Annotated in this window: 19 protein-coding genes; 13 read left to right on the forward strand and 6 right to left on the reverse strand. The window is 66.6% G+C overall.

Annotated elements, in window-relative coordinates:
* Positions 1-57: 57 nt before the first annotated feature.
* Complete coding sequence (locus AC1DN9_RS27550; RefSeq protein ID WP_478105234.1) at positions 58-1,047, reverse strand: IS1595 family transposase; 990 nt, start codon at positions 1,045-1,047, stop codon at positions 58-60.
* Between the two features lie 18 nt (positions 1,048-1,065).
* Here AC1DN9_RS27550 and AC1DN9_RS27555 point away from each other — a divergent pair, with 18 nt between their 5' ends.
* The 4 genes from AC1DN9_RS27555 to AC1DN9_RS27570 all read left to right on the forward strand — a co-directional run bounded on the left by AC1DN9_RS27555 (position 1,066) and on the right by AC1DN9_RS27570 (position 3,680).
* Complete coding sequence (locus AC1DN9_RS27555; RefSeq protein WP_478105236.1) at positions 1,066-1,893, forward strand: isocitrate lyase/PEP mutase family protein; 828 nt, start codon at positions 1,066-1,068, stop codon at positions 1,891-1,893.
* Positions 1,894-1,963: 70 nt separating this feature from the next.
* The gene (locus tag AC1DN9_RS27560; RefSeq protein WP_478105303.1) at positions 1,964-2,842 is read left to right on the forward strand and encodes an aldo/keto reductase; all 879 of its coding nucleotides are present in this window, start codon (positions 1,964-1,966) and stop codon (positions 2,840-2,842) included.
* Between the two features lie 81 nt (positions 2,843-2,923).
* Positions 2,924-3,157: a hypothetical protein gene (locus AC1DN9_RS27565; RefSeq protein ID WP_478105237.1), complete on the forward strand. Its 234-nt coding sequence runs from the start codon at positions 2,924-2,926 to the stop codon at positions 3,155-3,157.
* A gap of 10 nt (positions 3,158-3,167) precedes the next feature.
* Complete coding sequence (locus AC1DN9_RS27570; RefSeq protein ID WP_478105238.1) at positions 3,168-3,680, forward strand: hypothetical protein; 513 nt, start codon at positions 3,168-3,170, stop codon at positions 3,678-3,680.
* A gap of 87 nt (positions 3,681-3,767) precedes the next feature.
* On the opposite strand, the gene AC1DN9_RS27575 is transcribed toward AC1DN9_RS27570, so the two are convergent.
* Together AC1DN9_RS27575 and AC1DN9_RS27580 are read right to left on the reverse strand one after the other, a co-directional pair.
* Positions 3,768-4,646, reverse strand: a complete 879-nt coding sequence (locus AC1DN9_RS27575; protein ID WP_478105240.1) for an alpha/beta fold hydrolase — start codon at positions 4,644-4,646, stop codon at positions 3,768-3,770.
* Positions 4,647-4,677: 31 nt separating this feature from the next.
* The gene (locus AC1DN9_RS27580; RefSeq protein ID WP_478105241.1) at positions 4,678-5,520 is read right to left on the reverse strand and encodes a DODA-type extradiol aromatic ring-opening family dioxygenase; all 843 of its coding nucleotides are present in this window, start codon (positions 5,518-5,520) and stop codon (positions 4,678-4,680) included.
* A gap of 90 nt (positions 5,521-5,610) precedes the next feature.
* On the opposite strand from AC1DN9_RS27580, the gene AC1DN9_RS27585 reads away from it, so the two are divergent.
* The 6 genes from AC1DN9_RS27585 (at position 5,611) to AC1DN9_RS27610 (ending at position 12,357) form a co-directional block, all read left to right on the forward strand.
* The gene (locus AC1DN9_RS27585) at positions 5,611-6,513 is read left to right on the forward strand and encodes a LysR family transcriptional regulator (protein ID WP_478105243.1); all 903 of its coding nucleotides are present in this window, start codon (positions 5,611-5,613) and stop codon (positions 6,511-6,513) included.
* 62 nt (positions 6,514-6,575) lie between these two features.
* A complete protein-coding gene (locus AC1DN9_RS27590; protein WP_478105245.1) occupies positions 6,576-8,447 on the forward strand; it encodes an ABC transporter ATP-binding protein in 1,872 nt (623 codons plus the stop codon).
* A 22-nt stretch (positions 8,448-8,469) separates the two neighbouring features.
* On the forward strand, positions 8,470-8,616 hold the full coding sequence (locus AC1DN9_RS27595) for a hypothetical protein (protein WP_478105247.1): 147 nt from the start codon (positions 8,470-8,472) through the stop codon (positions 8,614-8,616).
* Positions 8,617-8,779: 163 nt separating this feature from the next.
* Positions 8,780-10,153: a DUF2868 domain-containing protein gene (locus AC1DN9_RS27600; protein WP_478105249.1), complete on the forward strand. Its 1,374-nt coding sequence runs from the start codon at positions 8,780-8,782 to the stop codon at positions 10,151-10,153.
* The gene (locus tag AC1DN9_RS27605; protein ID WP_478105251.1) at positions 10,150-11,559 is read left to right on the forward strand and encodes a GTPase/DUF3482 domain-containing protein; all 1,410 of its coding nucleotides are present in this window, start codon (positions 10,150-10,152) and stop codon (positions 11,557-11,559) included. Before AC1DN9_RS27600 ends, AC1DN9_RS27605 begins: the two co-directional genes overlap by 4 nt.
* Before the next feature lie 45 nt (positions 11,560-11,604).
* The gene (locus AC1DN9_RS27610; RefSeq protein ID WP_478105252.1) at positions 11,605-12,357 is read left to right on the forward strand and encodes a glutamine amidotransferase; all 753 of its coding nucleotides are present in this window, start codon (positions 11,605-11,607) and stop codon (positions 12,355-12,357) included.
* Positions 12,358-12,657: 300 nt separating this feature from the next.
* On the opposite strand, the gene AC1DN9_RS27615 is transcribed toward AC1DN9_RS27610, so the two are convergent.
* From AC1DN9_RS27615 to AC1DN9_RS27625, 3 genes are read right to left on the reverse strand one after another with little or no spacing between them, the layout of a single operon-like run.
* On the reverse strand, positions 12,658-14,742 hold the full coding sequence (locus AC1DN9_RS27615; protein WP_478105253.1) for an acetate--CoA ligase family protein: 2,085 nt from the start codon (positions 14,740-14,742) through the stop codon (positions 12,658-12,660).
* 5 nt (positions 14,743-14,747) lie between these two features.
* Positions 14,748-15,557 (reverse strand): enoyl-CoA hydratase/isomerase family protein, encoded by an 810-nt coding sequence (locus tag AC1DN9_RS27620; protein WP_478105254.1) that lies wholly within the window; start codon positions 15,555-15,557, stop codon positions 14,748-14,750.
* Positions 15,558-15,578: 21 nt separating this feature from the next.
* Positions 15,579-16,556, reverse strand: a complete 978-nt coding sequence (locus tag AC1DN9_RS27625; protein ID WP_478105256.1) for a tripartite tricarboxylate transporter substrate binding protein — start codon at positions 16,554-16,556, stop codon at positions 15,579-15,581.
* A gap of 151 nt (positions 16,557-16,707) precedes the next feature.
* Between AC1DN9_RS27625 and AC1DN9_RS27630 the strand changes: the two genes are divergently transcribed.
* Genes AC1DN9_RS27630 through AC1DN9_RS27640 form a run of 3 tightly spaced genes read left to right on the forward strand, consistent with a single transcriptional unit; the run spans position 16,708 to position 19,859 of the window.
* On the forward strand, positions 16,708-17,541 hold the full coding sequence (locus AC1DN9_RS27630) for an IclR family transcriptional regulator (protein WP_478105258.1): 834 nt from the start codon (positions 16,708-16,710) through the stop codon (positions 17,539-17,541).
* 33 nt (positions 17,542-17,574) lie between these two features.
* Positions 17,575-18,219, forward strand: coding sequence for a CDP-alcohol phosphatidyltransferase family protein (locus AC1DN9_RS27635; protein WP_478105259.1), 645 nt, complete (start codon positions 17,575-17,577; stop codon positions 18,217-18,219).
* Between the two features lie 38 nt (positions 18,220-18,257).
* Positions 18,258-19,859 (forward strand): phospholipase D family protein, encoded by a 1,602-nt coding sequence (locus AC1DN9_RS27640; protein ID WP_478105261.1) that lies wholly within the window; start codon positions 18,258-18,260, stop codon positions 19,857-19,859.
* Position 19,860 lies beyond the last annotated feature (1 nt).

Raw genomic sequence — 19,860 nt, forward strand, 5'->3', positions numbered from 1 at the left:
TGCGGGGTATCCGCTTAGCTCCACCGACTGAAATAACTGGATGTTCATCCAGCAATACTAGCCCTTTTGACGGCCCGCTGCACCTGCTTGGACCACGTCCTCGTAGGTCACTGGAGCGGTGACCACGGCCTGCTGCAAGAGCCGGTAGAACAACATGCCCCGCGAGCTCGACGTGCGGCGGTTGAAGCGGAAGACGAATTCATCCAGGTAGGCGTCCAGGTGCTCCGGCTGCACCGAACCGTGGTGCGTGCCCAGAATCCAGCGTTTGACCAGCGCCGCCACCCGGTGCACGCCAGCCATGGACACATGGGCGGGCGCGTCCGAGCCCAGCATGACCGTGCGCTGGTGCTCGTAGCCCAGGTCCTTGAGCGAGCGATAGGCCGCGGAGCCGTCGGTGCACACCTGGGCGCCCGGTTCGATGGAGTCCTGGACGAACGGGATGACGTGGGCGGCGGAATCCCTGGGGATGCGGCGCAAGCGAATCCGACCGAACCCCTTGGGTTCCAGCAACTCGACGGCCACGGCGACCAAAATCTTCGAGGTATTGCTCTTGCGCCCTTGCGCGGAGGCGGGAACTTCGCGGTCCGTCAGCGCCAGATAGGTTTCGTCCACCTCCACCACGCCGTGCAGGCGGTCACGACCCGGGCGCACCATCGCGCGGCGAAACCGGTGCAGCATGGCCCAGGCGGTTTCGTAGCTGCCCAGGCCGAGCACACGCTGCAGGCCCAGGGCGCTGACGCCTTGCTTCTGGTTGGTCAGGTACCAGGCCGCGGCCAGCCACACGCGCAGCGGCGTTCGCGTCTTCTCGAAGATGGTGCCGGCGGTCACGCTGCCCTGGTATTTGCAGTCCCGGCACATCAGCCGGGTGCGGCTGGCGCGGTACGGCTCGGCCGTGCTGCCGCAGCGCGGACAGACAAATCCGGCTCCCCAGCGCAAGCGCTCCAGATAGGCCAGACACGCTTCCTCGGAGCCAAACCAGTCGAGGAACTCGTTCCAGTTGCGGGGGTAGTCCTTCCCGGCTTCCGGCACTACGATATGGACATCCATCCAGTTATTGTGCGCCCAGTGGAGCTAACTGGATACCCCTTATTTCGGACCTTCCGCGCCCTCCACGAATCCAGCGAGGGATTCATCATTCCGAACCCCTGGGACGTCGGCACGGCGCACCTGCTCGCCCGGATGGGATTCAAGGCACTGGCCACCACGAGCGCCGGCCTGGCCTTCTCGCTCGGCCGGCCTGACAACGCGATCTCGCGCGACGATGTGCTCGCGCATCTCCGAAGTCTCTCGACCATCGACTTGCCCGTGAGCGCCGACCTGGAAAACGGCTTCGGCGACGATCCCGAGGAAGTCGCGCAGACCATCCGGCTCGCGGCCGAGGCCGGCATCGTCGGTGGATCGATCGAGGACGCCACCAACCGCCCCGACGATCCCATCTACGGCCGCGAGCTTGCGGTGGAGCGCATCCGCGCCGCCGTGGAAGCGGCCCGCGCGCAGCCCTTTCCCTTCACGCTGACCGCGCGCGCCGAAAACCATCTCCACGGCCGCAACGACCTCGCCGACACCATCGCGCGCCTGCAGGCCTACCAGGAAGCCGGCGCCGATGTGCTCTATGCGCCCGGCCTCGTGACCCGCGAAGACATCTCGACGGTGCTGCGCGAAATCGACCGCCCCCTGAACGTGCTGATGGGCCTCGGTGCCGTCACCCTCGACGCGAAGACGCTGTTCGGACTCGGCGTGCGCCGCATCAGCGTCGGCGGTTCGCTGGCCCGCGCCGCAATGGGCGCTTTCCTGCGCGCCGCCAACGAGATGCGCGAGCACGGCACCTTCACCTATGCCAGCACGGCCGTGAGCCATCGCGAGATCAACGCGATGTTCGCCCGCGAACCCTGAGCCAGGCATTGAACGTGCGATGACGGACGGCGGCTTCCTCCTCACGCGCACCCAGTTGCTGCGGCTGGGCATGGCGCTGTGCGCCGGCGTCGCGCTCCCTTCCCTCGCACAGCAAGGCAGACCGAAGATGAACACCCGCCCCATTCCCTCCACGAAGGAAGCCTTGCCGGTGGTCGGCTGCGGCACCTGGATCGGCTTCGACCAACGCCCCGGCACCGTCGAATACCAGCGGCTTCCGGGCGTGCTCGATGCCCTGTTCGCCGCCGGCGGCACGGTGATCGACAGTTCGCCGATGTATGGCCGCTCCGAAGAAACCACCGGCGAGTTGCTCGCCGCATCGAAGCAGCACGACAAGGCCTTTCTCGCCACCAAGGTCTGGACCTCGGGCCGCGAGGCCGGCATCGCGCAGATGGAGCAATCGTTCACGCGACTGCGCACCGAGCGCATCGACCTGATGCAGGTCCACAACCTCGTCGACTGGAAAACGCACCTCGCGACCCTTCGCGGCTGGAAGGACAAGGGCCGCGTGCGCTACATCGGCATCACGCACTACACCGAATCGGCGTATGGCGAAGTCGAAGCCGTGCTTCGCGCGCAGAAGCTCGACTTTTTGCAGATCAACTATTCGCTCGATGCGCGCGCGGCCGAGCAGCGCTTGCTGCCGCTTGCGAGCGAACGCGGGGTGGCCGTGATCGTCAACCTGCCCTTCGGCGGCGGTGGGCTGCTGCGCAGGCTGCGCGACAAACCGCTGCCGGGCTGGGCGGCCGAAATCGGCTGCACGAGTTGGGCACAGGTGCTGATCAAGTTCGTGCTGAGCCATCCGGCCGTGACCTGCACCATTCCCGGCACGAGCCGGGCCGAGCACATGGCGGAAAACGCGGCGGCCGGCGCGGGGACGTTGCCGGATGCCGCGTTCTGGCGGAAGAACTCGGCGTCGCTGCCTGGCTAGGCCAGTCCGAGCCTTGATCCACGGCGGGCCACCACAAACTCGTGGAGAGATTAATGGCGGTTCTGCCGAACCTATAATGAATTGAAGAAAGTCACCAACTACCCGGAGTGGATCATGTCGGTTGCTGCCCGCACCCTCGCAGCTGCCCCTTCTCCCCAGAAGCGTCAGGCTCCAACCCCTGTTGTTCAGTACAACATTTCTGACAAGGGCGTCGCGTCGATTGACGCGAACGTAGCGCTGCAGAACGCGATCGTTCAAAAGCAGTTGACCGCAGTTGCCCGTCTGCGGGAGGCCGCCGCCCGCGCCGCCAAATAATCGGCCCGGCTTGGACCCGACAATCGCCCTCCTGCTGCCGCTCATCGGCGGGCATCAGTTCATCGTCGGCTATACGGCGCTCAAGTACAAGGTTGCTCGTGAAGACGGGCACAGGCTGTACTTTCGTGTTGCTTATCATGGTGTGTGCCTGTTCGTCATCTCGCTGTTGATCTTCGCAGGCATCTACTGGGCCCTGAATCAATATGCATGGTTTCCTGCGGTCGAAGCGACGCTTATCGGCATCGCCAAGCCATTGCTCAAGTCACCAGAAAACATACCCCCGCAACTTGGCTTCTTTATCGTATGCCTGATCTCTGTGGCCCTGGGTCGAATCGGCCCGATGGTGCTCAACAAGCTCAACAAGAGCCGCATCGATCAGGCCTTATGGAAGGCAGCAGCGACGCAGAGAAGTTTCGGCTCGTACTACCTGTCGACAAGATGCTCTCGGTATCGTTCTTCGATGTCGATACGTACGCACATTTCAACACCGACCCGGCACCGCATATTGGGACTCGCAAAGTGACTCGCCGGCGCTCCTGACGCCTTGCAACTTTCATTTTTCGGCCTCGGGAAGCCTGATCGGCACGCCTCCGCGCTCAACCTGTCTCGTCTAGGCCAGGAACCGCAGCAGCAGCGCGTTGACCTCGTCCGCGCGCTCGAACTGCACCCAGTGCCCGGCGCCGTCGACCACCGCGCCTTCGCGCAGCGGATGCCCGGCGACGAGTTGCGCCACCAGCGGACGCGAGTCGGCCGTGACGTCATGCTCACCCCAGATCAGCAGTTGCGGGCCGCCGATGGTCTCCAGCGCCACCTGGAGGCCCCCGGCAAGCGAGATTTCCTTGCTGCGAAAGCGCGTGCCGTGGCACGAGATGTCGTGGATCGCGAAAGCCAGCGAGTCGATAGCCGACTTGTCGTGCAACATCAGTGCGGCGAGGTTGTGAAGCAGCGCGGCGCGTTCCTCGTCGCGATCCTCGGCGGCGCGCCAGTTGATCATCTCCACCGTCATCCGGCGCAGCGTGCCGTGTCCACCGCTGCCCATGAGGACCATTCGCCGGATGCCGCCACGCCGCGCGCCGAACTTCGAGGCGACCAGCCCGCCGAAGGAAAAACCGCCCAGATCGATCTCGGTGCCTGCGCCGATCAGGCTGTCGAGGGTCGCACCGAGTGCATCGAGCAGCCCGTCCAGCGCGGTCTTTCCGGGCGCCGGCTCGGGCGGCGTGCCGGAATCGTTGAACCCCGGCATGTCGGGCAGCCACAGCGTCCGCGTGGCCGATAGCGCCTCGACGTTGCGCAGCCAGTGCATCCAGCTGCCGTGCCCGCCGTGAAGCAGCACCAGCGGCGGATGCGAATCGTCAGTGCCGAAACGGCGCCATCGAATGCGAACGCCGCCGTGCTCGACGTCGTGATGGGTGGAGAGCGCATCGACGCGCTCGATCAGGCGGACGGCGTCGGCCTCAGCCTGCGGTTCAAAGGTCGAGTAATAGGGCACCGGGGGATTGTGCCGCGCCGGCCCCGCCGGATCACGCCGCTGCGTCGCCGAACCGGAAGCTCGACACCGCGATGCCGCCCATGAACGCGTCTTCGTGATAGACGCGCTCGCCCGCCTCGTTCTCCGCCGCGCCGACCGCGACCATCAGCGGTATCAGGTGCTCCTCGCGCGGATGCGCGATGCGGGCGGCCGGCGCCACCGACCACTGCAGCAGCTTTTCGTCGCGCTGGCCGGCGGTCGTGCGGACCACGGTGTCGTTGAGCCAGTCGTCGAAGGCCTTCGACACATCGCGCGCCTGCGGGCCGAACGCGCGCAAATTGTGATAGCTCAGGCCGCTGCCGACGATCAGCACGTTTTCGTCGCGCAGCGGCGCAATCGCACGGCCGAGCGCCAGGTGTTCGGCCGGGTCGAGCCCGCGCCGCAGCGACAGTTGCACCACCGGCACGTCGGCCTTCGGATAGATGGCGACCATCGGCGAAAACGTGCCGTGGTCGAAGCCCCGCTCGGCGTCCGTCTGCGCGGGCAGGCCCGCGGCCTCGATCAAGCCCTGCACGCGGCGAGCGAGCTCCGGCGAGCCGGGGGCGTCGTAGTGCACGCGGTAGGTGTGTTCGGGAAAGCCGCCGTAGTCGTAGATCATGGGTGGACGCGGATTGCCCATCACGGTGAAGGCCGGCTCCTCCCAGTGCGCCGAAATCATCAGGATCGCGGCCGGCGTGCGGCCGATCTGGCGCGGCATGTCGGCCAATGCGGCTTCCAGCTTGTCGTAGGTGGGGCCCATTTCCTTCTTCATCCACGGCCAGGGGCCGCCGCCGTGCGAGATGAAATAGGTGGGAAGACGTTGCGTGGTGTGGGTGGCGTTCGTGGTGTTGCTCATGGATTGCTCCTTGGCAGCCAGTCTAGAGATTTCTGTGCGAGAAATCGATAGGCTACGATTCATCGATTCGTTTCCCGGCAGGAAATCATGATGGATCGTCTGACCAGTCTGCGCGTGTTCCGGGAAGTGGTGGACGCCGGCAGCTTCGTCGCCGCGGCCGAGCGCCTGGGGATCTCCGCGCCGATGGCGAGCAAGCACGTGGCGCAACTCGAAAAATCGCTGGGCGCGCGCCTGCTGCACCGTTCGAGCCGGCACCTGAGCCTGACCGAAGCCGGCCAGGCCTGGTACGAGCAGAGCCGACGCGCGCTCGACCTGCTCGATGCCGCCGAAGCCGCCATCGGCCAGAAGAACGAAACGCCGCGCGGGCAGCTCAAGGTCAGCGCGCCCGTGTGGTGCGCCACGCCGCGTTTCGCGCGCGTGCTGGCCGGCTACCGCGAGCGCTACCCTGAAGTGCTCGTCGACATGCACCTGGAAAACCGCAAGGTCGATCTGGCGGCCGACGGCTACGACCTTGCGCTGCGCGCCACGCAGGAGCCCTCGCCCGCCCTCTTCGCGCGGCCGCTGTGCCGCCTGCAGTTTCATCTGGTCGCCACGCCCGACTGCATTGCGCGGGCCGGCCTTCCGGCGACACCCGCGGATCTCGCGAAGATGGCGGCTATCGTGCCCAGCTACGTCAACCTCGAGAACTTCGCGCTGAAGGGCCCCGGCGGGCGGCAGGCGCCGTTGCGGCTGCAGCCGGTGATGAAGTCCGACGACACCACGCTCACGCTGCACGCGGTGCATGCCGGCGTCGGCATCTCGTTCCTGCCCGAATGGCTGGTGGACGACGATCTGGCCGAGGGCCGGCTGGTGCGGCTGGTCCCGGACTACGCGACCCCGCCGGTGACGCTGTTCGCGGTCTACGCGAGCCGGCAATACATGGCGCCGAAGCTGCGCAGCTTCATCGATTTCGTGGGCTCGCAATTGGGTGGCCCTGCGTTCTTCGTTCCATAACCCTTTCCGCGCGGAATGCCCCTTGCGCCGCTACAGTGGCGCCTCATTGGAGACCGCTCGCCTTGTTCCGCTTCTTCGAAAAACTCCTTCACCCGTACCCGCCTCCCGAACCCCGGCTGCCGCCGCACGGCCTGTTCGCATTCCTGTGGGCCTGCAGTCACGGCCTGCGCGGAATGATCGCGACCATGGCACTGCTCGTGGCCACGGTGTCGGCCTTCGAGGCGTTGCTGTTCGCGGTGCTGGGCCGCATCGTCGACTGGCTCGCCGGGCAGGCGCCGGAGCGCCTGTGGGAAGACCGCGGCACGACGCTGACCTGGCTGGGCATCGCGATGCTCGCGAGCGTCGGCGTGGTCGCGCTGCAGACCATCGTCAAGCACCAGACGCTGGCGGTCAACCTGCCGATGCGGTTGCGCTGGAACTTCCACCGTCTCATGCTCGGCCAGAGCATGGCCTTCTACCAGGACGAGTTCGCGGGCCGCATCACGGCGAAGGTCATGCAGACCGCGCTGGCCGTGCGCGACGCGATCTTCGTTCTGGCCGACATGCTGGTGGCGATGGGCGTCTACGTCGCGACCATGATCGTGCTGTCGGCCGTGCTCGACCGCAGGCTGATGCTGCCCTTCCTGGCGTGGGTGCTGCTGTATGCCGTCCAGCTGTTCTTCTTCGTGCCGCGCCTTGGCAAGATCGGCAAGGCACAGGCCGACGCGCGCGCGCTCATGACCGGCCGCGTGACCGACGCCTACACCAACATCGCCACCGTCAAGCTCTTCTCGCACACGCAGCGCGAGGCCGGCTTCGCGCGCGCCGCCATGAAGGAATTCATGCACACCGGCTACGGCCAGATGCGGCTCGTGAGCGCCTTCGAGATCACCAACCACGCACTCAGCATGAGCCTGACCGCCGGCATGGCGGGCATGTCGCTGTGGCTGTGGTCGCATGGGTCGGTCGGCATCGGCGCCGTGGCCGCGGCGACCGCGATGGCGCTGCGCCTGCAGGGGATGTCGCACTGGATGATGTGGGAGATGACGAGCCTGTTCGAGAACATCGGCACGGTGCAGGACGGGATGAGGACGCTGTCGCGCCCGCGCACCGTGGTCGATGCGCCCGAGGCCGCCGAGCTTCGGGTGCCGCACGGCCAGGTCCGGTTCGAGCACGTGAGCTTCCGCTACGCCGACGCGGGTCGGCGCGTGATCGACGACCTCTCGCTCACGGTCGCGCCCGGCGAGAAGATCGGCCTCGTGGGCCGTTCGGGCGCCGGCAAGTCGACATTGGTCAACCTGCTGCTGCGCTTTCACGACCTGAGCGGCGGCCGCATTCTCATCGACGGCCAGGACATCGCGCACGTCACGCAGGACAGCCTGCGAGCCCACATCGGCATGGTGACGCAGGACACCTCGCTGATGCACCGCTCCGTATCCGACAACATCGCCTACGGCCGGCCCGATGCCAGCGAGGCCGCGATCCACGCCGCCGCCGCACGCGCCGAGGCGCACGAGTTCATCCAGTCGCTCGGTGACCCGAACGGCCGCCGGGGCTACGAGGCCCATGTGGGCGAACGCGGCGTGAAGCTCTCCGGCGGCCAGCGCCAGCGCATCGCCATCGCGCGCGTGATGCTCAAGGACGCGCCGATCCTGCTGCTCGACGAAGCCACCAGCGCGCTCGACTCCGAGGTCGAGGCTGCCATCCAGGCCAGTCTCTATCGACTGATGGAAGGCAAGACCGTGATCGCGATCGCGCACCGCCTGTCGACCATCGCCGCGATGGACCGGCTGATCGTGCTCGACGAAGGCCGCGTGGTCGAGGAAGGCGACCACCGCACGCTGCTGGCGAAAGGCGGGCTCTACGCGCGCCTGTGGGCGCACCAGAGCGGCGGCTTCCTCGGCGACGGCAGCGAGGACGAGGACTACGCCGAAGCCGAGCCATCGACAGTCTGACCCGCAAGTCCTACAGTGGGCGGTGCCGCCCGCCGACATCGCAAATCCCGGCGAATGGCATGCTGGACTCGTCTTCAACAGAGGAGTTTCCACCGTGAATTCCATCATTTACATCGTCGGTCTGGTCGTGGTCGTGGTTGCCGTGCTCTCGTTCTTCGGCCTGCGCTGAAGCCGCGCCCTCCTCATTCACCTCCACCCCCCGCGCGGGGATGACGGGGCCGCGCTGCGGCCCTTTTTCGTGTGCCATCAGCTAACTTGCCACGGGCATAATTTCCCGCACCCCTCCGGTGCGCCGGCCTTGCTTGTGTAGATAAGGAAAGTTGTTGAATCCCGTGGCGCATCACTCTTCGTTCCAGGACGCGGCAATCACCGAGGCGGTCCAGTTGATCGAAGAGACCGGGCCGCTCGACGACGCGCAGGCCATGCGCGAAGCCACCCACCTTCGGCCGGATGGCGCCGGGCGGATCGAGGAACGCGCGCGCATCCTGGGACAGCGCGTCGGTCTCCAGCCCGAGATTTCTCGCGCACGTGCGTGGGCGCCCTGGGTGCTGCTGGGGTTGGTCGCGCTCATCGTCATGGCCGGCCTTTCGCTCGCCAGCAACGTGCTGGGTGGCGGCGAGCGCCGCATCAATGTCGTGGTCGCGCTGGCCAGCCTGCTGGGGCTGCACCTGCTGACCCTGGTGCTTTGGCTTTTCGGGCTGGTCCTGCCGCTGGGCTCCTTCAATGCCTCCTTCGGCTGGCTGTGGCTGACGCTCACGGCGCGCGTCGCCGGTGGCCGTCGCGGGCAGTCGCCGGTGCTGCTGCGCGCTGTCACGCGGCTTCTGGCCCGCGCCCGGCTGCTGCCCTGGGCGCTCGGGTTCGTGAGCCATGCCATCTGGTCGCTCTCGTTCGCCGTGGTCCTGGTGGCGATGCTCTTCGCGCTCTCGTTTCGCAACTACACGCTGAACTGGGAAACCACGATCCTCGATCCGGACTTTTTCGTGCGCGGCGTTCAATGGCTGGGCCACCTGCCCGCGCAGCTCGGTTTTCCGGTTCCCGACGAGGAGGCGGTGCGTTCGCCGATGGCGGCCGCCTCGGGCCAGCGCGACCTGGCGCTGTGGCTCACAGGGTGCCTCATCGTCTATGGCCTGTTGCCGCGCATGGCGTTCGCCGCACTCAGCGCCGCGGTCTGCCGGATGCGCAGCAAGGCGGTGCGGCCCGATCTGTCGCAGCCCTACTACCGCAAACTGCTCGCACGCTTCGACGCGCTCGCCCCACCCAGGATCGTCGACGCCGATCCCGGCCCCCTGCCTCACCTGGTGCCGCACAACCTGGCGATAGGCGACACCACCAATGCGTTGATGGCCATCGGCTTCGAATTGCCGGACGAACTTCCGTGGCCGCCGGCCGCGCTCGAGATGCGCGGCGCGACGTCGATGCGCATCGACGGCAGCGCCGGGGCGCGGCACCAGTTGCTCGATGCGCTCGCCCGCCTCCGTCCGCGGCGCGTGCTCGTCGGCTGCCACGCAGGATCCAGCCCGGACCGCGGCACCGAACGTTTCTTGCGCGAGGTCATGGCCTTGTGCGGCGATTGCCGGCTGTGGCTCTTCGGCGCGGTGGTGGACGACGACGCGCGCCAACGCTGGCACGCCTGGCTGACCGACGCCAACCTCGACGGCATCCCCGCCGGCGATGCGCTGGAGCCCTTGCTCCACGACTGGAAATGACGAAGGACAACCCCATCCGCATCGCGGTGGTCGGCCACACCAATGCCGGCAAGACGTCGCTGCTGCGCACCCTCACGCGGCGTGTGAACTTCGGCGATGTTTCGGAACGCCCCGGCACGACGCGGCACGTCGAGACGATCGATCTCGTCGTCGACGGTGCGCCCGCGGTGCGCTTCTTCGACACGCCGGGCCTCGAAGACGCCGTCGCGCTGCGCGAGCATCTCGAGGTCTTCGACAAGAGCCTGACGCCGCCGGACCGCATCCGCCGCTTTCTGCAAGGCCCCGAAGCGCACGGCGTGTTCGAGCAGGAGGCCAAGGTGCTACGCGCCCTGCTCGACGTCGACGCCGCCTTCCTGGTGATCGATGCGCGCGAACCCGTGCTACCCAAGTTCCGGGCGGAAATCGAACTGTTGAATGCATGCGCACGGCCCGTGTTGCCGGTTCTGAACTTCGTGCGCCACCCTGCCAATCGCGAGACGGCCTGGCGCGACCTGCTCTCGGCCTACGGCTTGCACGTGGTCGTGCGCTTCGACGCGGCGGCGCCCTTCGTCGGCGCGGAGCGCGAGTTGTATCGCGATCTGTCGACACTGCTGCGCGACCGGCGCGCCCTGCTGGACAGCGTCGCCGCATCGCTCGAAGCGGAATTCGCCCAACGCCGCCAGGCCGCAAGCAGGCGCATTGCCGAACTGCTGGTCGACGCAACGGCAATGCGCCGTACCGCCACCGGCGCCGAGTTCGCGGACGAGCGGGGCCGCAAGCGCCTGATCGCCGATTTGCAGAAATCCCTTTTCGACAAGGCGCAGCGCTGCACCGACGACCTGCTCGCGCTCTACGGCTTCCGCGAAGGCGACGCGGACGAGGCGTCCCTGCCGCTACTGGAAGGGCGCTGGACCATGGACTTCTTCCATCCGGAGGCGCTGAAGGACGCCGGCATCCTGCTTGGCAAGGGTGTCGCCGTGGGTGCGGCGGTCGGCGTGGTGGCCGATATCGCGCTGGCTGGCCTGTCGCTGGGCACAGGCGCGGCGCTCGGCGGCGCGATCGGCGGCGCGATGTCGCAAGGCCTGGGGCCGCTGGGCCGCAAGCTCGCCAACAAGCTGCGCGACGTGCACGAACTCACGGTGGAAGACCGCGTGCTCTTCGTGCTCATGGGTTGGCAACTCAGGTTGATGCGAGCACTCGAACACCGCGGCCACGCGGCGGTCGACAGGATCGCGACCAGTACCGCGAATGCGACGGACCAGCGCGCGCTCGTCGATCTGGTCCATGCCGCCCAGCCGGCACGCAGCCACCCCGACTGGGAAACCGGCCTGCGCCTTCGCTGGCGCGAATCGCCCCAGCGGCAGGACCTCGTGCTGGAGGTCGCGCATCAGGTCGAGCGCACGATCGAGGCCGGCGAACAAAATTAAGCCGCGTGCATCTGCCGGCTCGAACGGGTGCGGCATGATTGCGGGATGGAAGATATCTCCCCCCGCCCCCTTGCAATCATCAAGGCCGGCGAAACCTTCGATGCGCTGCGCGAACAACATGGCGACTTCGAGCACTGGATCGTCGCCGGCCTCGGCGACACGCGGCTGCCGGTCATGGTGCTCGATCCGCGCCGTGGCGACACGCTGCCGGCGCCCGCTGAAATCTCCGGCGCCATCGTGACCGGCTCGCACGCGATGGTCTCGCACCGCGAGCCGTGGAGCGAGTGCACCGGTGCATGGCTCGCGCAACTGGTGGCGCATGGCACGCCGGTGCTGGGCATCTGCTTCGGCCATCAGTTGCTGGCCGACGCGCTCGGCGGCGAGGCCGGCGATCATCCGGTCGGCATGGAAATCGGCACGGTCCAGGTCGAACTGCGGCCCGAGGCCGCGGACGATCCGCTGGCGCGCGATCTGCCGAAGCGCTTCGATGCGCATGTGGTCCACCGCCAGAGCGCACTGCGGCTTCCCGACGGCGCGGTGCGCCTCGCCGGCAACGATTTCGAGCCGATCCAAGCCTTTCGCATCGGCGAGAACGCATGGGGCGTGCAGTTCCATCCGGAGTTCGACGACGAGATCATGCGCGGCTACGTCGAGCATCTTGCGGAGTCGCTGCGCTCCGAAGGCGCGGACCCGGCGGCCTTGCGCGACGGCGTGAAGCCCACCGCGTCGGCGTCCGGACTGCTCGGCCGCTTCGCGCGCATCGCCGAAGCGCACGACGCGGACGCGGGTCGCAGCTAGTTCGGTTGGCTTACTGATCTTTCGTTTCGTCTTTGGGGTCCGCCCGGTATGCGGTGCGGCTGGGGCGACCCCGCTGCGCCGGCCCTTCGGGCTTCCCTGCAGTGCTCGCTTCAGGCGGGGTCCGCGCGAAACTCGCCTCCGGCTCAAACACGCGCGGCCCTGATCCGCCTGAAGCTGCGCGCTTCGGCGGCGCAGAAGGGTCGCCCCAGCCGCACCGCATACCGGGCTCCTTGGTTGATTGACGGGGGCGCTCGCCTTTGGCGTCGTCCATCGACCTCCGCTCGCCCCTGGCCCTTCGCCTCAGCGGAGCACGACGACGCCATCGGCGGCACGCACGCCCGCACCGTCGGGGAGCACGAAGATCGGATTGATCTCGGCCTCCGCCAGTCGATCGCCCAGTTGCGCGGCCATGCGCGAGAAGGCGACGATGGCATCGACCAGCGCTTGCACGTCAGCCTTGGGGCGTCCACGAAAGCCATCGAGCAGCGGCCAGGTCTTGAGCTCGCGTGCCATGGCCAAGGCCTCTTGCCTGGTGAGTCCGCCTTCCGCCGGCAGCAGGCGGATCGCCGTGTCATTGAACAGTTCCGCGGTGACCCCTCCCATGCCGAGCAGGATGGCCGTGCCGAGCGGATCGCGGTGCATGCCGAGGATCAGTTCGATGCCGCCGCTCACCATCTCCTGCACCAGAAAGCGCTTGGGATGAACGCCTGTATTTCGCTCCACCTCGGCCGCCATCGCGTCGAGCCGCGCTGCAATCTCTTCGGGCAAGACGTTGACGGCCACGCCGCCTACATCGCTCTTGTGTGTGATGTCGCTGGAGAGAATCTTCAGGACCACCCGCCCCCCAAGTTCGCGCGCGGCGCGCTCGGCCGCCTCTCCGTCCTCGACGACGAGCTCTCTTGCGCAGGGCACGCCGAAAGATGCGAATAGCTCCTTGGCCTGCGCCTCATCCAGCGAGCCTGGGGGCAGGTCATGCGTTTGCGCGCGAGCTTCGGAGGCGGGTTGCACGGCCGGCGCTTTCCATTCGCTCGCCTGAAACATCCCCGCCAGCGCTGCCGCACAGCTTTCCGCAGAAACGAACGCGGGTACGCCGCGTTGCGTGAGCAGCGTCGCGGCTTCGGGCGCATGCGGGCTGACGTAGGCGAGCACAGGCTTGTCTGAATGCGTCAGGCAGTCCTCGATCGCGCCGGCCATCAACTCGGGCCTGCCGACGCCCGAGGAACCAACGATGATGACCAGGGCGTCATAGGTCGGACTCGCCAGCAGTGTCTTGATGGCACCGCGCAACAGATCCGGTTGCAGGCCCGCCAGGGTGACGTCGATCGGATTGCGATCCAGCGCGGCGTGGTCGCCGGTCTGCAAGGCTCGCAAGGCCGCCGCCGTTTGTTCATCCGGCACGGGAGTCTCGAATCCGGAAACACCCAGGCTGTCGGACACGAGTGTGCCGGCACCGCCGGTGGAGGTCAGGATGGCGACCCGCTTGCCGCGCAGGATGCGCCCTGTCGCGAGGGCGGCCGGGATGTCGAGCAGATCGCCGAAGCTCTGCGCGCGAATCACGCCGGTCTGGCGAAACAAGGCGTCGTACATGCGGTCAGCGCCGGCCAGCGCGCCCGTGTGCGACACCGCAGCCTTGGCGCCCGCCTCGGAGCGCCCGATCTTGAAGGCGACGATGGGCTTGCCAGCACGCGCGGCCTTGAGCGCGGCAGCGCGAAATTTCTCTGGATACCGGATCGCTTCGATGTACAGCGCGATGACTCGCGTTGCCGGATCGTCGACCAGCGCGTCGACGAAATCGGCCAACTCAAGATCCACCTCGTTGCTGGTCGAGACCAGCTTCGACAGCCCGATGCCCCGGGCCGTGGCACGCGACAACAGCGCACCGAGGATGCCGCCGCTCTGCGACACCACGCCAATGGCACCTGCATGGAAATGATCCATCTCGAGCGCACCACTGGCCGAGAGCACGATGTCGTCGGTCAAATTCACCAGGCCGATGGTGTTGGGGCCCAGGATGCGCATGTTCCCTGCAGCTTCCAATAGTTGCTGCTGGCGCCGAGCGCCCTCCTCGCCGGTCTCGGTGTAGCCACTCGCCAGCACGATGGCCGCGGCGGTGCCGCGATCGGCAAGCTCGCGAACGGCCACGTGGGCCCGCTCCGCACCCAACAGGACGATCCCCACGTCAGGAACCTCCGGCAGCGAGGCCACGTCGCGGTAGCAGGGCAACTCGCCAATGCGATCGAGCTTCGGGTTCACGGGGTAGACCGTGCCGGAGAAGCCATGCTTCAGGAGGTACGACACCGGCCGGCCGGCGGTCTTGGCCGGATCGCCCGAGGCGCCGATCACGGCGACGCTTCGGGGCTGGAGCAATCGGGAGAGGGCTTCCATGTCCATCATCCCTTGGCAGTACCGTTGGAGTTGACATTGGCTTTTGCCAGGAAGGCCTGGACCGATTCGCGGTGTTCGGTGCTCGTGTAGCAGATGCCCTGCGCCTGGCTGCCCTGGGCGAAGACTTGCTGGGCCGGCAGCTCGAAGGTCTGGTTCAGGATCGTCTTGGAGAGCGCGAGCGCTGTCGCGGAGCCCTTGCTCAATTCGGCAGCCCAATCCTGGGCATCGGCCACGAGCCGGTCCGCGGTGGTCTTGCGGTCCACGATACCCAAGGCGAGTGCCTCGTCGACGTCCACCTTGCGCCCGGTGAAGATCAGATCCTTGGCTTTTGGCAAGCCGACCCGGCGCGGCAGGAAGTACATGCCGCCGCCGTCAGGGATGATGCCGCGGTGGATATAGGACCAGGTGAAGCTGGCCCACTCGCTGGCGATGATGAAGTCGCATGCGAGCGCGGTGTCCGCGCCAAGGCCGGATGCGGCGCCGTTCACGGCCGCAATCACTGGCTTGGGCATCGTGTGCAGCAACGCTTGCGTGTGATGTACACGTTGCTGCCGGTGCCAGCCATTGAAGGCGATCTCGCCGGCCGGCGCATTCATGCGGCGCTCCATGCCCGCGATGTCACCGCCGGCGCAGAAGCCCTTGCCGGCACCTGTCAGCACCAAGGCTCGAATGCCCTTGTCGGCGGCGACGCACTCCAGGGCGTGGATGAACTCGGTGCGCAGCTCGTCGCTCATCGCGTTGCGCTTCTCGGGGCGGTTGAAGGTGAGCGTGGCGATGCCGCGCTCGACCTGCAGTTGGATCAGGGCGTAGTCCATGGGATGCATCCTCCTTCGATCTCAGTCGACCTTGACGTTGTTTTCCTTGACGATCCGCGACCAGCGAGTGGTCTCGGAGCCGACGAAGTCACCGAGTTCGGCCGGGGTACCGGCGCTCACGGTAAGACCTTCCGGTTCGAGCATCTTGCGAAACTCGGCACTCTCGGTCGCCTTCTTCGCCGCCGCGTTCAGCTTGCCGATCACGTCGATCGGTGTGGCCGCCGGGACGAACAGGCCGTACCAGCTCTCGACCGCATAGCCGGGAACGGTCTCCGCGATGGCGGACACATCCTTCAGGGCCGGCGCGCGGCGTGGCGAGGTGACCCCGATTGCGCGCAGCTTGCCGCCAGCGACTTGGGATGAGGCAGCTGCGGCCGTGGCGAACATCATGTCGACCTGGCCCCCGAGCAGATCGGTCAGGGCCGGGCCGGCGCCCTTGTAGGGGACGTGCGTCATCTGTACCTTGGCCAGATTCGTGAACATCTCGCCCGCAAGATGTGCCGAAGTGCCGTTGCCCTGCGAGGCATAGGTGAGCTTCCCGGGGTTGGCACGCGCGGCTGCAACCACGTCTGCCACCGACTTGTAAGGACTGTCCTCACGCACCACGAGGACGTTCGGACCTCGCGCCAGCAAGACGACCGGCGCGAACGCTTTCTGCGTGTCGTAGGGGAGCTTGGCCATCAGGCTTGGGTTGACGGCATGCGCAAAGGTCGACACCAGCACCGTATAGCCGTCAGGAGCACTCTTGGCCACGGCATCGCTGCCGATGATGGTGCCCGCGCCGGGCTTGTTGTCGACGATGACCGACTGGCCCAGCGCCTTGGACATGCCGACGCCCAGTGCACGTGCAATGGCATCGGTTCCGCCGCCAGGGGCGAAAGGTACGACCAGCTTGATGGGCTTGTCGGGGAAGGCAGCGAAGGCTGCCGAGGCTCCCAGCGCGGTCACGGCCAGGCAACTGGCCAAACGGCGCAGAAAGGAACGGAAGAGCAAGGTCATGGGTTGTCTCCTGCCACGCGGGCATAGGTCTTTGTCAGAGCAATAGCTTAGGAAGCCTCCTTCCGTTTGACATCCCCTCGATTCCAAGCAGTGGAATTCACTAAAATTGCCTGGTCCGTCGTCCGGCCTTGCTGGGGTGCACCTGAATCTCATGAATTCGCCAACACATGCGCGCTCGCTCGGGGCCCGGAAGCCCGGCCTATCCCCCGCGAACAGGTCTCTGGAGCGGGGCATCGAGATCCTGCGAGCGTTCCGTCCCGGCTCGGAGCTGCTGGGCAACGCTGACATTGCGGAGCGAACCGGGCTTTCCCGCGCCACGGTGAGCCGCCTGACACAAACGCTCGTGGGATCGGGATACCTGCAGGTGGAACCAAGGACCAGGGCGTATCGGCTGGCTCCTCCGGTACTCAGCCTGGCGCACGCCATGCGCAGCGGTTCCACCGCGCTCGCCATTGCAGCGCCGCACATGCGCGTCGCCGCCCAGGCACATCGAGTCAACGTCGGGCTGGCCGCTCCCGACCGAGACGAAATGGTCTACCTCGAATCGATCCGCTACAACCGGCGGCCGTCTCTGCGAACCGTCGTTTCAGGCCAGCGTGTTCCGATGGAGCTGACCTCCCTTGGCCGCGCCTATCTCGCGAGCGCGACGGAGGACCAGCGCAAGGTCTTGCTCGCATACTTCCGTCGGGTCCGCCGTGCGCAATGGGCAGCACTCGGGCCGGCGCTCGCAGCGGCAATCCGTAGCGTGGACGAACACGGCTACTGCGCCGCTGCGTGGCAACCCGAAGTCGTCGCGGTTGCGACGCCGCTGATGTTCAGGGGCTCGCACTATGCCTTGAATGTGAGCGTGTCGACGGCGGAGCCATTTGTCGCGGTCGTGCGCGAACTCGCGCCGGCGCTGCTGGCGCTGAGAGAGCGCATTCAGCACGAGTTGGACGCAGCGACGGAGCCGCAACCTACACCCACCCACGGCCGCATGCGCTAAGGTGTGCCGAAAGCTCGCCCAAGGATTCCAAGAATGGCCACCTCCACCCCCACCCAGCGCCCGCCCCGCAAGCATTTTTCGATGATCCGGGGTTTCCATCTGGCCGACTTCTTCACGCTCGGAAATGCGGCCTGCGGTGTCGGCGCCATCTTCCTCGCGATGGCCTACATCGGGAGCCAGTCCGTCACTCATTTCTTCTGGGCCGCCGCGCTTGCACCGGCTGCCTTCATCTTCGACGTGTTCGACGGCCGCATCGCGCGCTGGCGGCAGACGCATTCGGCGCTCGGGCGTGAACTCGACTCGCTGGCGGACATCATCTCCTTCGGTGTGCTGCCCGCCGCGCTTGCCTTCGCGGCGGGACTCAATGGCGGCTGGGACTGCGTGATCCTCATCTACTTCGTCTGCTGCGGCGTCAGCCGTCTTGCGCGCTACAACGTCACCGCCGAAGCACTTTCGGAAGGCGCCGACAAGGTCAAGTATTTCGAGGGCACGCCCATCCCCACCAGTGTCGTCCTCGTCGGCGTGCTCGCGCTCGCGGCCTGGCAGGGCCGTATCGGCGACGCCATCTGGGGCGGCGCCTGGCCCCTCGGCCTTTGGGTGCTGCACCCGCTGTGCCTGCTGTTCGCCCTCTCCGGCACGCTGATGATCAGCAAGACCTTGCGCATCCCCAAGCTCTGAGCACGGCGCGACATGCCTAGAATGCCCCATCGTCTTCGATGGACCGCTCCGAGCCCATGATCGCCTCACGCGTACTCGTCGCCTTCGTCCTCGGCCTTGTCATTTCCGGCTGCGCCAGCTTGCCGGGACACGTCGAGCGGACTCCATCCACCACCATCACGAACACCGCCGACACCCGCCTCGGCAAGGATGTGCGTCCACTGGTCGCCGCCAATCCGGGCAAGTCCGGCATCCATCCGCTCTCCAACGCCGAGGATGCCTTCGCGGCGCGCATCGTCCTCGCCAGGCTCGCTGAACGCAGCCTCGACCTGCAGTACTACATCTGGCACGCCGACACCACCGGGAAACTGCTCTGGGAAGCCGTCTGGCAAGCCGCCGAGCGCGGCGTGCGCGTGCGGTTGCTGCTCGACGATGCCAACACCGGCGGTCTCGATCCGACGCTGGCCGCCCTCGACGCCCATCCCAATATCGAGATCAGGCTGTTCAATCCCTTCGCGAACCGCGGCTTCAGGGCCGGCGACTTCATGTTCGATTTCTCGCGCGTCAACCGGCGCATGCACAACAAGTCCTTCACCGCCGACAACCTGGTCTCCATCGTGGGCGGGCGCAATATCGGCGACGAATATTTCGGCGCCAACATGGAAGTCGGATTCCAGGATCTCGACGTGTTGGCCATCGGGCCCGTGGTGAGCGAAGTCTCCAACGAATTCGACCTGTTCTGGAACAGCGCATCCGCCTATCCGGCCGCCAGCGTGATCGCTCCCGCGCAGCCGGGCAGCGCCACGACCTTGCGCGAAGGCTGGGACAAGGTCCACCAGAGCCCCGAGGCACTTCGCTACATGGAAGCCGTACGCAAGACGCCTTTCCTGCGTCAGCTGGACGATCATCATTTGAGCTTCGGATGGACGACGGCACATGTGCTCCACGACGATCCCGCGAAGGTGCTCGAGTCCAGCAGTCGCAAGGATCTCCAGATGGCGCCGCTGCTCATCCAGGCACTCGGCAATCCGAAGCGTGAGATCGACCTGGTGTCGCCCTACTTCGTGCCCGGCAAGGACGGCACGAAAGCCTTGACCACCATGGCTCAGAACGGCGTGAAAGTACGCATCCTGACCAACTCCTTGTCCGCCACCGATGTCAGTCCCGTGCATGCCGGCTATTCCAAGTACCGCAAGGATCTGCTGCAAAGCGGCGCAGTGATCTACGAGCTCAAGCCCGGTTCGGCCGTGCCTCCGCCTGAAAAGAGCGACGATCAGCGCCGAGGCTTTCCGGGAAGCGGCGGCAGCGGCAGCGGCGGCAGTTCAGCGTCGAGCCTGCACGCCAAGACCTTCGCCGTGGATCGCGAACGCATCTTCGTCGGCTCCTTCAACCTCGACCCGCGCTCCGCCCGGCTCAACACCGAGATGGGCGTGATCATCGAGAGCCCCGAGTTCGCCGAGATGCTGACGAAGCAGTTCGAGTCGGTCATTCCGGCCAAGTCCTACCTGGTGCGCCTTCAGCCGGACGGCCACGGCATCGAATGGACCGACATGGACGCTGAAGGCAAGACCACCACCTACACCACCGAACCAGGCGCGGAAGCCCTCAAGCGCGGCTGGATCAACTTCCTCGAAATCCTCCCCATCGAATGGCTCCTTTGAG

Source organism: Variovorax sp. 05L425, from assembly GCF_056397705.1.